This is a genomic window from Leifsonia sp. NCR5, from assembly GCF_002105485.1.
Lineage (GTDB): Bacteria > Actinomycetota > Actinomycetes > Actinomycetales > Microbacteriaceae > Leifsonia.
On record NZ_NCSR01000035.1, the window covers coordinates 14,961 to 28,245 of the forward strand.

A 13,285-nucleotide genomic window follows, 5' to 3' on the forward strand; every position below is an offset into this window, starting at 1 on the left:
TGACCCAGTTGTCAGTATGCCGTAAATCCGGCTCGGGAGTTTGACAGAAGGGGGGCGCGCCACCTGAAATGGGGTGGAATGCGGGTGTTTTCGTCTGATGTGTCGCCACCAGTCCGGCCGAGGGGGTCGTCCGGGCTGCTTGTCGGTGCCCTGATCGTGGTCGGCCTCGCGAGCGCAGCCCTCCTCGGAGCCGTCGGCGTCGTCGCCCCGGCCAGCGCCGCCACCTCCACGCCATCGCCGTCACCCTCCTCCGGCGCACCGGCCCAGAACTCCCCGCAGCTGTCCAGGCCATCGCAGACCTCGCCATCACAGACCTCGCCGGCAGACACCACCCCGAGCGCAGCACCGTCCGACACCGCTCCCCCCACCTCCCCGCCGCCGACTCCCGGCCCTCCGACGATCGACCAGCTGCCCTCCGGTCTCGTCACCTCCTTCCCGCTCACCGTGTCCGGCACCGGCACGCCCGGCGACCTCATCCACGTCTCCGCCGGAGCCGGGAGCACGGCCGGCGCCCGCTGCGACGCCCCGGTGAACGCGAGCGGCGACTGGTCCTGCGCGCTCTCCACTCCACCGGACGGACCGGGCGTCGTTGTCCGCGCCGAGTCGCGCAACAACGGCCTCGAAGCCTCCGACCGGGTGGATGTGCTCTCCCCGCCGGTCATCGCCGCCCAGAACGGCACCCTCGTCTCCGGCGGCGGCGTGCACGGCACGGCATACCCGGGGGCGACCGTCACGGTCCGCGCCGAGAACGGCTCCACCTGCTCCTTCCCCGCCGACTCCACCGGCACCTGGGGCTGCGTGCTGAGCAAGCCGCTGCCGAGCGGAAAGCACACGATCACCGCGACGCAGCGCGCGCCGTTCTCCAGCCAGTCCTCCGGCAGGAGCGCGCCCGTCGCGATCACCGTCGACACCACGCCTCCCGCCGCACCGCGCATCGGCTCCCCCGCCCCGGGCACGGAGACCCCGGTCGGCCGCCCGCTCGCCTTCTCCGGCACAGGAGAGGACGCCGCGAAGGTGACCGTGTACGGCAGCGACGACAACGGCAGCATCGTGGTGTGCACGGCCGTCGTGCGCGGCACGGCCTGGTCGTGCACCGGAGCGCTCGGCGCAGGACGGTTCACCGTTTCCGCGCTGCAACGGGATGCGGCGGGCAATGTCAGCGGTGGATCCAACCCGGTCGCGATCACCGTCCTCAACGCCGCCCCGTCGCCCAGCACGTCTCCCGAGTCGCCGAGCACGACACCCTCCCCGCACACGACACCCTCGCCGGCCGTCCCCGTCGTGCCGCCCGGCACGACCCCGAGCCCGACGCCGTTCGACCCGTACAGCGGAAACGGCGCCCCTACCCGGCCGGACTGGATGGGGACACCGTTCACCAGCGCGTCGGCCCCTGTCGTCTCCGCCGCCGCCTTCCCGGGCTGGCTGCGGTCGCTCCTGCTCGCCGTCGCCGCCCTCCTGCTGCTCGCGCTGCCTGCCCGGCTGCTCGCGGTGACCGTCGCGCGCGAACGCGACGGACGCGCCGCGCGGACCCGGGCGAGCATCTTCGGACGCAACCGCAGCAGGGCGGAGCTGCGCGACGCGGACGCTGCCGGGGCATCCCGCGTCGGTGCATCCGGGGCCGGTGCATCCGGAATCGGTGCATCCGGGGGCTCCGTTGCGTCGGCGGACGCCGCATCCGGAGCTGCCGCCCCGCGCAGCCCGTGGCTGATCCCGACGGCGTTCGTCGCGGCGGCAGCCCTCGTGACCCTGTCCAGCCCGGTCGACGACGCGGGGGCATACCTGCGCGTCATCCTCGCCATCGCGGTCGCGCTGGCCGCGGTGAACGCTGTCTGGGTGGCCGTCGCGCGCTGGACCTCCCCGCACTTCGGCGGCGGTCGGGCGACCATGATCTTCCGGCCGTCGATGCTCATCATCGTCGGCGTCGCTGCCGTCGCCTCGCGGCTGATCGGGCTGCAGCCCGCCCTCCTGTTCGGGCTGATCCTCGGCGTCGCGTTCGCCGGTGCGGCCGGGAGGGTGGCGCGCGGCAGGGTCGCCGCCGTCCAGCTGGCCGGCGTCGCCGTGCTCGGCGTGATTGCCTGGCTCACCGTCGGCCTGCTGCCCGAGCCGACCGGCGTGGTCTCCGCGTTCTTCCGCGAACTCGCCAACGCGGTGTCGCTGCTCGGCCTCGGCTCCGCGGCCATCGCCCTGCTGCCGATCGGCGGGCTCGCCGGACGACAGGTGTTCCAGTGGTCGCGCGGCATCTGGGTCGGACTGGCGCTGGTCGTCTACACCCTGCTGTTCGCGCTGCTGCTTCCCGTCGCCTCCCTCGTCGAGACGGGGCAGAGCACGCTCGTCATCGCCATCGCCGCCTTCGCGTTCGCCGCGCTCAGCGTGTGCGTCTGGCTGTGGGAGAAGTACGTGGAGCCGTCGCGCTAGAGCGCATCCACGTAGTACCAGTCCCGGCCCTCGCGCAGGAACTGGGATGCCTCGTGCTGCACCCCGCGCTCCGTGCCCGTGTAGTAGGCGGAGAACTCCACGACGCCGTCCCGGTCGAACGGGCCGCCGCGCTCGGTGCGCTCGATGTCGAGCCGGTACCAGCGCAGACCCTTGTCGAGTTCGAGCGTCTGCGGTCGGGTCGACGGATGCCAGCTGCGGAGCAGATACGGGGCGTCGCCGAGCGCGAACGCGGAGAACCGCGACCGCATCAGCCGCTCGGCGGTCGGCGCCGGCTGCTCACCGCGGTGCAGCGGACCGCAGCACTCGTCGTACGGCTGGCCGCTCAGGCAGGGACAGCGGGAGGAAGGCACCGCACGAGCCTACCCGCGTCGACGCTTCCGCCGACGCCGGATGAGGCCGGCCGAGAAGGACCCGGCCGTGGCGCTACGGGGAATCGATGCCACGACCGGGTCGGGAGACACCACACCAGTTCGGCGTCTGCTTACACTCTCCACCGCAAGCTTGAACGCAGCCTCTCCGCGCGCTGAAAGTCCTCACAGCCGCCGTCAGCGCGCATCACAGCGGTCAGTGCTCGCGCGCCGCTTCACCGGCGGCCACCACGCAGAACCTGTTGCCGTCCGGGTCGGCGAGCACCACGTAGTCCGCGCCCTCCTCGTAGTCCCAGTCCACCCGGGATGCGCCGAGCCCCAGCAGGCGCTCGACCTCCTCCCCCTGGTCGAGCGCATACAGGTCCAGGTGGTGGCGCTGATGCTCGGCGGCCGCACTGGAGACCTGCGTGATCGCCAGCTGCGGGCCGTGCCCGGCGTTCGGGACCAGGATCGCCCAGTCGTCGTCGGGCTCCCGCAGCGGCCGGTAGTCGATGGCCGCTGTCCAGAACTCGATGGCCCGCGGCACGTCCCGCACACCCCACACGATCGATCCGATGCGCATCATGGCCTCAGTATCCGCCCCGCCACGCGCGTCCGCCAGCGTCCGACGGTGTACCGTGAATGCATGGCTGGATTGCTCATCGGATTCATTTGGCTCGTCGTCATCGTCGGCGGCGGCCTCTCGCTGGCCGCCCTCGTGCAGATGGCAAAGTCGCCGTACCGCAACCGCTGATCGCGGAGCGCCGTCTGGCGCGCCGCATCCGGCTCGTTCCGGACGCGTCAGTCGTTCCGGATGCTTCAGCGCAGCCCGGCGACGAACAGGTTCAGCACCCTGCGCAGATCGTCGCGGGTGTATCCGCTCTTATTGGCCGCCCACGCCAGTGAGCTGGCGAACACGAACAGGTCGTCGGCGACGACGTCGGGCCGTACCGCACCCGCATCCTGAGCCCTGCTGAGCAGGCGCGCGGTGGCGACCTTCATCGAACTGCAGGGCGCCGTCAGCGGCGACTCCGGGTCGCAGACCGCGTCCGCCACCGAGTCCGGCAGCCCGTCGTAGCTGGACAGGTGCCTGGCCAGGTCGATCAGCCAGTCGTTGAGGGCCTCACCCGCATCCGGCCTGGTCAGCAGCTCCGTCGCCCGGGCATCCAGGCCCTGCCTGCTCTCGACGAGGGCAGCGGCGAGCAGGCACTCCCTGGTCGGGAAGTGCCGGTAGAGCGTTCCCGCCCCGACGCCGGCCTTCTTGGCGATGTCGTCGAGCGACGTCTGCACGCCGTTCTCGGCGAACGCCTCGCACGCCACGTTGACGATCTTGTCGTAGTTGCGCTGCGCGTCCGCGCGCAACGGCTTGGGTTGGGTGATGGTGTCGCCGCCCATTCGAACTCCTTCTCGACCTGTTCACTTCATCGCCATTGACAAAGCGGAGACAGTCTCCATATTGTTGATCACTCAAGAGGAGAGTCTCTCCGGATAGCAGTCTAAGCCCCGCGGAACGGAACGCACCATATGTCGACCACCGAACTCAACGAGAACCCACCAACCTCCCCGCTTCCCGCCGTCACTACCAGCGCCTCCCGCGCATCCCGTGCCTCGCTGCGCGGACCGGCCCTCGGCCTCGTCGTCGTCTTCATCACGCAGCTGATGCTGGTGGTCGACGCGAGCATCGTCAACGTCGCCCTCCCCGACATCCAGAAGGAACTGCACTTCTCCCCCACCGACCTGTCGTGGGTGGTCACCGCGTATGCGCTCGCGTTCGGCGGCCTCATCCTGCTGAGCGGCAAGATCGGCTCGATCGTCGGAGCCAGGCTCGCCCTGATCGTGGGCGTCGGCGTGTTCATCGTCGCGTCCGCCCTCGGCGGCTTCGCGCCCTCGCCGGAGATCCTGGTCGCCGCCCGCATCCTGCAGGGCATCGGCGCCGCCATCGCCGCGCCGAGCACGCTCGTTCTGCTGGTCGCCAACACCACGGAGGGCGCGAACCGTGCACGGGCGATGTCCCTGTTCGTGCTCGCCGCCGGCAGCGGCGGCGCCATCGGCCTGATCCTCGGTGGCATCCTCACCACCAGCTTCGGCTGGGAGTGGGTCATGTTCGTCAACGTGCCGATCGGCATCCTGATCATCGCGGGCGCCGCCCTGTTCCTCACCGAGACGAAGCGCGTTCCGGCGAAGCTCGACCTGGGCGGAGCTGCCGTCTCCACGATCGGGATGGTTGCCCTCGTCTACGCGTTCACCCGCGCCGCCAGCCACGGCTGGACCGACGTGCAGTCGATCGCGTCGTTCGTGATCGCCGCAGCATCCCTCGTCGGCCTGATCTTCATCGAACGCAAGCACTCGAGCCCGGTGGTGCAGCTGCACTTCTTCTCGCGGATGCGCACGGCGGCACCGCTGCTCGGGATGCTCCTGGTCCCGGCCGGGATGTTCGGCTTCTTCTACTTCGTGACCCTCTTCACACAGAAGGTGCTCGGCTTCGACCCGCTCGGAACCGGCCTCGCCCTTCTACCGTTCGTCGGCGCGATGCTCATCACCAACGAGCTGGCCCCGCGCTACCTGCTCCCCCGCGTCGGCGAGAAGGTGGTCGGCGTGCTCGGCCTCAGCGGCATGGTCGTCGGCCTGATCTGGCTGGGCCAGATGAGCGCATCCAGCACCTTCCTCAGCGGCATCCTGGGCCCGGCGATCGTGCTCGGCATCAGCGCCGGCCTGACCTTCGCGCCGCTCACGTCGATCGCGATGGCGCAGGCCCCGTCGGACGAGGTGAGCGCGGCATCCAGCCTGGTGCAGGGGATGCAGCAGCTCGGCGGCAGCGTCGGCGTCGCGGTCCTGACCACGGTGTTCATCGCGGTCACGGCCACCTCCGGCGAGGCACGCGGCATCTCCACGTCCCTGCTGCTCGGGGCGGCGTTCCCGGCCGCGGCGCTGGTGCTGTTCGCAATCTGGGGGCGGCGCATCCCTGCGGATGGTGGTGGTAGCGGTGCCGGTGGGGGCGGGCCGGTCGGGATGCACTGAGCCCCGGCGAGGCGGTGCGACGGCGGTGTCCGCCTTCGCGCCGCTCAGCCCAGGCAGCCGGAGCCGAGCGCGAGGTGCGCGACGAGCATCCCGCCACTCGCCCACCACGCGAGGAGCAGCCCGGCAGCGGTGAGGACGACCGTCGCGATGAGCCCGCGCAGCACCCTTGCGCCGCGCCTCCCGGGCGCGAACGCGACGAGCGCCGCCGCCGCGCCGAGCGTGACCAGCACGAGCGGCACCACCCCCAGCGCGACGAGCAGGCCCACCCCGCTCTGCCCGGCGGCGCGCGCCTTGCACTCGTCGCCCCAGGTGTCCTCCACGACGACCGCGAACCAGAACCACGCCACCAGCACGGCCACCGCCGACACAAAAACGGTCAGCGTGAACCGAGCCCTCCCCCGTTGCCCGCTCCCCGACTCCACACGCTTACTCTGCCTGCCACCCCTCCGAGAACGCCGCACCCGCGCCGCTACGATGGAAGCCGGGCCCCCATAGCCCAATCGGCAGAGGCAGGCGACTTAAAATCGCTTCAGTGTGGGTTCGAGTCCCACTGGGGGTACTTGCCGCCCCGGCACCGCGCATCGAAGGGTTCCCATGACTCGCGCTCTCGTCATCATCGACATCCAGAACGACTATTTCCCCGGCGGCGCGCATCCCCTGGTCGGGTCGGTGGCGGCGGCCGAGCGGGCGTCGGCGGTGCTGGCGGCGTTCCGGGAGGCGGGCGATCCCGTCGTGCACATCCAGCACCTGTGGGATGCACCGGATGCGTCGTTCATGCGGCCGGGGACGGCCGGGGTCGAGATCCATCCGCTCGTCGCTCCCGTCGGGGACGAGCCCGTTCTGCGGAAGGCCGAGCCGAACGCGTTCGTCGGCACGTCCCTGGAGGACACCCTGCGCTCGCTCGCGCCCGACGAGCTGGTCGTGCTCGGGATGATGTCGAGCATGTGCGTCGACTCGACCGTTCGTGCGGCGTCGGACCTCGGGTTCGCCGTCACCCTCGTGCACGATGCCTGTGCAGCGCCCGACCTGACGTTCGGCGGCACGACGGTGCCGGGCGAGGCGGTGCACGCGGCGTTCATGGCCGCGCTGTCCGGCAACTTCGCCACGCTGGTCGGCGCGACGGAAGTGGCTGGCTCGCGGCCGTAGCCGCGCCGCCAGCCCCAGCGCACCGCCCCACTCACCGCGCGGTGACGACCCGCTTCTTCAGGAACAGGATCGGCAGCAGCCAGCCGCCGAGCGCCGTGACGATCCACACCACCAGGGTGGCGAGTACCCAGCCGGTCGCGCCGTCGATGTGGATGCCGCCGGGGAACAGGCTCGCGACGAGCAGCGCCAGGAAGGTCGACACCAGTCCGATGCCGCCGAGCAGTGCTGAGGCGTACTTGCGCGCGATGTTGAACACGAACGGCGACAGGATGCTCTGAGCGATCGCGAACACGATCGCCGCCACGAGGAAGCCGCCCCACTCCAGCCGCACGCCCGGCACCAGCCAGCCGGCGACGAGCAGCCCGATGGCCGCGGTCACCAGGAAGATCGCGGCACGGATGAGGAATCGGATCACAGCGGTCTCCCGTCGACGGTGCTCCCGAGGATAGCGGAAACCCGCCGCGACTCAGGCTCTGCTGCCGACCGCCGCCGCGGCGGTGGTGGCCGGGATGCGGCGGTCGAGCACCGTGATCAGCACCAGCAGCACGCCGATGCCGCCGAGCACCCAGCCGAGCGTGTGCAGGCCGGCGTCCGTGGCCTGACGGCCGAAGGTGATGCCGATCAGGCTAGAGGAGAAGATCGCGCCCAGGTAGGCGAACGTCCGGTACAGCCCGGAGGCGACCGCGATCTCGGCGGCGGGCGCCTGCACGTAGAGGGTCGCCTGGTTGGCGAAACCGGTGAAACCGTTGGCGCAGCCGAGCAGCAGGGACATCCCGATCAGCAGCCAGATGCTCGCGTCCGCGTCCATGAACTGCATCACCAGGGCGCTCAGCACCACCGAGACGGCGCCGATGACGAGCGGCCAGCGCACCCAGCCGCGGGTGGAGGCGACCCGGGCGATCACGATGCTGAGACCGGACAGCGGCAACAGGATGAGGCCGACCGCCGTCGCGCTGTATCCGGCGGCCTGCTCCATCCACTGGCTCGTGCCGTACAGCACCGAGTAGACGACGAGGGCGGAGAGGGTCTGGCGCAGGTAGGTGCGCTGCAGCGGGCGGTTGCTCGCGAGCATCCGGACGTCGATCAGCGGCTTGGCCACGCGCCGCTCCCAGAGGATCAGCCCAGTACCGAAGACGGCGACGACGGGGAGCAGCCACCAGAGCGGGGAGGCGAGCCCGGACAGGAACACCAGTGCGCTCACGATGGTGCCCGCGAAGAGCACGATGCCCGGGATGTCGACCGACGCCAGGAGCGCGCGGGCGCCCTGGTGCTCGCGCGGCGCATCCTTCTCGACGCCGAGCAGCGTGAACACGAACGTGACGACCGCCAGCGGGATGTTCACGAAGAACAGCGCGCGCCAGCCGAACGTCCCAGCGAGCAGTCCGCCGAGCGGCAACCCGAACACGGCGGTGATCTGGGCGGCGATGGAGAAGTTGCCGAGCACGCGGGCCGGCACGCCGATCCCGTGCTCGTCGGCCCGGCGGCGCACCAGGGCCATCGCGGTCGGATAGGCGGCGGAGGTGCCGATGCCGATGAGCGCGCGGGAGAGGAGCAGGAAGCCGAAACCGGGCGCCGCCGCACCGACGATGCCCGCCACCAGCAGGATGATCGCCCCGGCCATGAACACGCGGCGCGGCCCGAACAGGGTGGCCAGCTTGCCCATCGTGGGCTGGCTGACCGCGCTGCAGAGATAGAGGACCGAGATGAGGCTGGCCGTCTGACCCGGCCCGAGGTGGAAGTCGAGGCCGATGCTCAGCAGCCCGGTCGCGATCATCGAGCTGTTGATCGGGTTCAGCGTGGAGCCGAGGAGGAGTGGTGCGGTGAACCGCCACCCGAACGGCGTGCGCGCGCGCACCGCGTGCGTGCTCTCGGTGCCTGTGCTCTCCGTGCCTGTGTCCGTCTCATCCTCCCGGATGCTTTACGCGTGTGAACTATTTCTTTAGGTATACTAATCACCCGTGGATGCACACGCAAGCGACACCCTCCCCTCGGACGACCTCGGGGAGCGGCTCACCCGCTCGATCGCCCGGAGCTACCGCCGTCTGCGCGCCGAACGCGCCAGCGGAGAACTCGGAGACGCGGCGATGTCCGTCCTCGGCCACCTGCACCGCTACGGCCCCACCACGCTCACCGCGCTGAGTGAGCACGAGCGCGTCACCGCCGCCTCGATGAGCCAGACGGTCAACCGCCTGGTCGGCCTCGGCTACGTGGTGCGGGAGACAGATCCGGCGGACGGGCGGCGCGTGCTGTTCACCCCCACCCCGGACGGACACCGGGTCGCCGGGGATGCACGCGCCCGGCGCCACGCCTGGCTGGACGCGCAGCTCGCCGAACGCACACCCGCCGAGCGCGCGGCTCTCGCCGAAGCCGCCCGGGTGCTGTGGGAGATGGCGGAAGGATGAGTCCGTTCACGCTCTCCTCCCCCGTCACCGCGGAGGTCGAGGTGCGTCGCAGCCGTTTCATCGCGCTGGCAACGCCCGTCGCCGACCGGGAGGCCGCGCTGGCCGAGGTGGCACGGCTGCGCGCCGCGCATCCGGGAGCGAACCACGTCTGCTGGGCGCTGCTGGCGGGCGGGCACTCCGGGATGTCGGACGACGGAGAGCCGTCCGGCACGGCGGGGCGCCCCATCCTGGAGGTGCTGCGGCACCACGACCTCGACGGCGTGCTCGGGGCGGTCGTGCGGTACTTCGGCGGGGTGAAGCTCGGAGCGGGCGGCCTGGTGCGCGCGTACACCGACGCCATCGCCGCCGCCCTGGTCGACGCACCCGTCGTCGAGCGCGTGCCGGAGACGGTGCTCGTGATCGCGGCCGAGTACGGCGACGCCGAGCGTGTGCGGCGCTGGGCGGACGGTGAAGGCTACGAGACCGGAGACGCGGAGTACGCAGAGGCGGTGCGGTTCACGCTGCGGCTGCCGACGTCACAGGCCGCAACAGCACGGGATGCGGTCCGAGACCTCACGCAGGGTCGCGCGGTGGTCGAGGGCTGACCGCCCCGCACCGCGACGCCCGAAACGCCGAAGGGCCCGGTGCGATCGCTCGCACCGGGCCCTTCTGTTCACACTCTGCTGCTACTTGGCTGCAACCTCGGCCGGCTCCTTCGGAGCGGACTTCTTGGCCGGAGCCTTCTTCGGAGCGTCGACCGCCGGGGCCGCGGGGGCCTCTGCCACGGCGGGCTTGGGACGGGCGGCGAACTCCTCGAAGACGGCGCGCGGGTGCTGCGTCGCTGCGAGCGAGACGATGTCGCGTCCGAGCCAGAAGTTGTTCCACCAGCCCCACAGCACGCGCCACTTGCGCTCCCAGCTCGGCATCGCGAGGCCGTGGTATCCACGGTGCGCGAACCAGGCGGGGAGACCCTTGATGGCGAGCTTGCCGGACTGGAACACTCCGACGCCGAGACCGAGGCCGGCGACAGCGCCCAGGTTCTTGTGGAAGTACTGGCGCGGGAGCTCGCCGCGGAGGTCCGCGATGATGTTCTTCGCGAGCAGCTTGCCCTGGCGGACCGCGTGCTGGGCGTTCGGCACGCAGAAACCGCCGACGCCGCCGCCGGTGAGGTCGGGGACGGCCGAGACGTCGCCGGCGCCCCAGGCGTCCTTGATGATCTCGTCGTCCGAGCCGACGCGGAGGTCGGCGCGCACGCGAAGACGGCCGCGCTCCTCGATCGGGAGGTCGGTGTGGCGCACGATGGTGGGGTTCGCCATGACACCGGCGGTCCACACGATCAGGTCGGTCTCGAACTTCTCACCGGTGGACAGCTCGATGACGCCGTCGACGGCGCTCGCGAGCTGGGTGTCCAGGTGGATCTCCGCGCCGCGCTGGGCGAGGTTCTTGATCACCCAGTGGCTGGTCGGGAGCGACACCTCCGGCATGATGCGGCCCATCGCCTCGATGAGGTGGAAGTGCGTGTCCTCGAACGAGATCTGCGGGTAGTTCTTGAGCAGCGCGCTCGCGAACGAACGCAGCTCGGCGAACACCTCGATGCCGGCGAAGCCGCCACCGACGACCACGAAGGTCAGCAGGCGGTCGCGCTCCGGGCCGGCGGGCAGGTTGGCCGCCTTGTCGAAGTTGGTGAGGACGCGGTCGCGGATGGCGACGGCCTCCTCGATGGTCTTGAGGCCGATGGCCTGGTCGGCGACGCCCGGGATCGGGAACGTGCGCGACACGGCGCCGGCGGTGACCACGACGATGTCGTACTCGAACTCGTACGCGTCGCCGATGGGCGGCTGGATGGTCGCCGTCTTCTTCGCGTGGTCGACGTACGTGACCTTGGCGGTGACGACGTTGGTCTTGGTGAGGTGGCGGCGGTGGGCGACCACCGCGTGGCGCGGCTCGATGGACCCGGCTGCGACCTCGGGAAGGAACGGCTGGTAGGTCATGTAGGGCAGCGGGTCGACAATAGTGACCTCTGCCTCCCCCTTGCGCAGCTGCTTCTCGAGCTTCCACGCAGTGTAGAAACCGGCGTATCCGCCGCCGACGATCAGGATTTTGGGCACAGTGGTGGGTCTCCTCAACACGAAAGTATTCAGTTAATCTACTCCCTGCTGCCCGTCGCTCTGAAATGCCGGAATGCGCCGACCCCGCCGAGGACCACCAGAGCGGCGAAACCGGTGATCAGACTGAACGGCAGCCAGAAGCCGGTGAGGGCCGTCCACTGCGGCCAGAGCAGCTGGTCGACCCGCGCAGTCGGGGCGGCGGGGAGGGCGTGCGGAGTGGCCGTCGTCGCCGGGACTTTGCCGGGCGCGGGGCTGGTGGGGACGTCCGCCCTGCGGTGGATGCGCACCCACTCGGAGAGGTCGCCCATCGGGTTGGCGGAGACGTGCGGCACCTTCGCACTGACCGCGGCGGCCGCATCCAGGAGTCCGTAGCCGTAGATCGGGCTCGGCACGGTTCCCGGTGCAGCGCGGGCCGTCTTGATGAGCCGCTCGATCACGTCCGGAGCCTTCAACTCGGGATGCGCCGCCCTGATCAGCGCGACGGCTCCCGCCACCAGCGGGGTCGCCCCGCTGGTGCCCGCCCACTGCACGTAGCCGCCGCCCGGGCTCACCCCGACCAGCTGCTCGCTGGGCGCGGAGACGGCGATGGTGATGCCCTGCGACGACGCGTCGAAGCTCGCCTGCCCCTGCCGGTCGACCCCGGCGACGGCGACGACTCCGGGGATCGTGGCCGGCGCGCCGACCTCGGTGGTGCCGCTCCCCCGGTTGCCCGCCGCCGCGACGACGACCACGTCGTGGTCGAACGCGTACTGGAACGCCTCGTCCCAGCTGGTCGGCCAGTCGAGCGTGTTCCTGGTGAGGGACATGTTGATGACCTTCGCGCCGTTGTCCACGGCCCAGCGCACCGCTGTCGCGATCTGCTCGTCGCTGCCGATGGCGCCGGAGGCGGAGCCGAGCGCGACGGACGCCGTCAGGATGCTCGCCTCGGGTGCGGCGCCGAGCACGCCGCTGTCCGGGCCGGTTCCCCGACCGGCGAGCAGCGACGCCACCCAGGTGCCGTGGTCGGCGGAGCCGGCGTCGCCGAGCGGCTTCTGCCCGTTCGCCGCCCCGACGCCGGACACGTCGGTGCCGCCGACGACCGCCCCGGCCAGGTCGCGCACGCTGCCGTCGACGCCGGTGTCGATCACCGCGACCTTGACGCCTGCGCCCTTGGTCGTCTTCCAAGCCTGGGTGAAGCCGTAGTCGGTCAGCCAGTATTCGAGGTCGCGCACCTGATCGGCGTGCGCGACGCTGGACGGCGCGACGGCGGCGGCCAGCCCGAGCAGTCCTGCCAGGGCGACGGCGGTCGCTGCGCGGCCGAGCCGGGTCATCCTGCGGTGTAGTCCTGGCACTCGCACACCTCGGGCGACCAGTCGGCGCGCGCGAGAGCGAGGTCGCCGATCGGGTTCACCCCCGGTCCTGCGGCAAGCGCGTGCGCTCCGAGGGCGTGCAGGCACTTGACGCGCACGGGCATCCCTCCGGCGGAGATGCCGGCGATCTCGTCGACGACGGCGATGGACTCCCGGTCGGCGAGGTATGCACGGTGGGCCGCGGCGTACTGGTCGCGCACGAACTCGTCGGCCTCGAGCAGCTCGTTGTACTCGTTCATCACCTGCGTGGCCTCCAGCTGCGACAGCGCGGCCGTCGCTGCGGGATGCGTGAGGTAGTAGAAGGTCGGGAACGGGGTGCCGTCGTCCAGCCGAGGGGCGGTGGACACCACGGTCGGGTTGCCGCAGACGCAGCGCGCCGCGATGCCGACGACATTGCGCGCCGGCCGCCCGAGCTGGGCGGACACGGTCGCGATGTCCTGGTCGGTCACTGCATCGAAGGGTGGGGTGGTCATCACTTGCCGCCAGGGGTCGAGGTGGGG

The 13,285-nt window shown here is 71.1% G+C and carries 14 protein-coding genes and 1 tRNA gene; 6 read left to right on the top strand and 9 right to left on the bottom strand.

Annotated features, from left to right (window positions below; all coding sequences use genetic code 11):
• Nucleotides 1-99: 99 nt before the first annotated feature.
• Nucleotides 100-2,415: an Ig-like domain-containing protein gene (locus tag B7438_RS19015; protein WP_256922137.1), complete on the top strand. Its 2,316-nt coding sequence runs from the start codon at nucleotides 100-102 to the stop codon at nucleotides 2,413-2,415.
• On the opposite strand, the gene B7438_RS19020 is transcribed toward B7438_RS19015, so the two are convergent.
• The 3 genes from B7438_RS19020 to B7438_RS19030 all read right to left on the bottom strand — a co-directional run bounded on the left by B7438_RS19020 (nucleotide 2,412) and on the right by B7438_RS19030 (nucleotide 4,178).
• A complete protein-coding gene (locus tag B7438_RS19020) occupies nucleotides 2,412-2,786 on the bottom strand; it encodes a YchJ family protein (protein WP_085371249.1) in 375 nt (124 codons plus the stop codon). The two genes, B7438_RS19015 and B7438_RS19020, sit on opposite strands and share 4 nt — an antisense overlap.
• A gap of 214 nt (nucleotides 2,787-3,000) precedes the next feature.
• Nucleotides 3,001-3,369, bottom strand: coding sequence for a VOC family protein (locus B7438_RS19025; protein WP_085371250.1), 369 nt, complete (start codon nucleotides 3,367-3,369; stop codon nucleotides 3,001-3,003).
• Nucleotides 3,370-3,602: 233 nt separating this feature from the next.
• Nucleotides 3,603-4,178 carry a TetR/AcrR family transcriptional regulator gene (locus B7438_RS19030; protein WP_085371251.1) on the bottom strand — a complete coding sequence of 192 codons (576 nt, stop codon included), beginning with the start codon at nucleotides 4,176-4,178 and terminating at the stop codon, nucleotides 3,603-3,605.
• 129 nt (nucleotides 4,179-4,307) lie between these two features.
• On the opposite strand from B7438_RS19030, the gene B7438_RS19035 reads away from it, so the two are divergent.
• Nucleotides 4,308-5,801: an MFS transporter gene (locus tag B7438_RS19035; protein ID WP_085371252.1), complete on the top strand. Its 1,494-nt coding sequence runs from the start codon at nucleotides 4,308-4,310 to the stop codon at nucleotides 5,799-5,801.
• Nucleotides 5,802-5,845: 44 nt separating this feature from the next.
• Here B7438_RS19035 and B7438_RS19040 read toward each other — a convergent pair whose 3' ends face one another.
• Nucleotides 5,846-6,169: a hypothetical protein gene (locus B7438_RS19040; protein WP_085371253.1), complete on the bottom strand. Its 324-nt coding sequence runs from the start codon at nucleotides 6,167-6,169 to the stop codon at nucleotides 5,846-5,848.
• Between the two features lie 117 nt (nucleotides 6,170-6,286).
• On the opposite strand from B7438_RS19040, the gene B7438_RS19045 reads away from it, so the two are divergent.
• Both B7438_RS19045 and B7438_RS19050 read left to right on the top strand, forming a co-directional pair.
• Nucleotides 6,287-6,360, top strand: a tRNA-Leu gene (locus B7438_RS19045).
• 35 nt (nucleotides 6,361-6,395) lie between these two features.
• A complete protein-coding gene (locus tag B7438_RS19050; RefSeq protein WP_085371254.1) occupies nucleotides 6,396-6,947 on the top strand; it encodes a cysteine hydrolase family protein in 552 nt (183 codons plus the stop codon).
• A gap of 31 nt (nucleotides 6,948-6,978) precedes the next feature.
• Here the strand turns inward: B7438_RS19050 and B7438_RS19055 are convergent, their stop codons facing one another.
• Nucleotides 6,979-7,362, bottom strand: coding sequence for a phage holin family protein (locus tag B7438_RS19055; RefSeq protein ID WP_085371255.1), 384 nt, complete (start codon nucleotides 7,360-7,362; stop codon nucleotides 6,979-6,981).
• Nucleotides 7,363-7,413: 51 nt separating this feature from the next.
• Nucleotides 7,414-8,802, bottom strand: coding sequence for an MFS transporter (locus B7438_RS19060; RefSeq protein WP_143466075.1), 1,389 nt, complete (start codon nucleotides 8,800-8,802; stop codon nucleotides 7,414-7,416).
• A gap of 103 nt (nucleotides 8,803-8,905) precedes the next feature.
• On the opposite strand from B7438_RS19060, the gene B7438_RS19065 reads away from it, so the two are divergent.
• A complete protein-coding gene (locus B7438_RS19065) occupies nucleotides 8,906-9,349 on the top strand; it encodes a MarR family winged helix-turn-helix transcriptional regulator (RefSeq protein WP_085371257.1) in 444 nt (147 codons plus the stop codon).
• A complete protein-coding gene (locus B7438_RS19070) occupies nucleotides 9,346-9,933 on the top strand; it encodes a YigZ family protein (RefSeq protein ID WP_085371258.1) in 588 nt (195 codons plus the stop codon). The genes B7438_RS19065 and B7438_RS19070 overlap by 4 nt, the downstream gene beginning before the upstream one ends.
• A gap of 81 nt (nucleotides 9,934-10,014) precedes the next feature.
• On the opposite strand, the gene B7438_RS19075 is transcribed toward B7438_RS19070, so the two are convergent.
• From B7438_RS19075 to B7438_RS19085, 3 genes are read right to left on the bottom strand one after another with little or no spacing between them, the layout of a single operon-like run.
• Entirely contained in the window at nucleotides 10,015-11,436 is a 1,422-nt protein-coding gene (locus B7438_RS19075) for an NAD(P)/FAD-dependent oxidoreductase (protein ID WP_085371259.1), read from the bottom strand.
• A gap of 38 nt (nucleotides 11,437-11,474) precedes the next feature.
• On the bottom strand, nucleotides 11,475-12,746 hold the full coding sequence (locus tag B7438_RS19080; RefSeq protein ID WP_085371260.1) for a S8 family serine peptidase: 1,272 nt from the start codon (nucleotides 12,744-12,746) through the stop codon (nucleotides 11,475-11,477).
• Nucleotides 12,743-13,258: a DUF501 domain-containing protein gene (locus tag B7438_RS19085; RefSeq protein ID WP_085371261.1), complete on the bottom strand. Its 516-nt coding sequence runs from the start codon at nucleotides 13,256-13,258 to the stop codon at nucleotides 12,743-12,745. Before B7438_RS19085 ends, B7438_RS19080 begins: the two co-directional genes overlap by 4 nt.
• Between the last annotated feature and the right edge of the window lie 27 nt (nucleotides 13,259-13,285).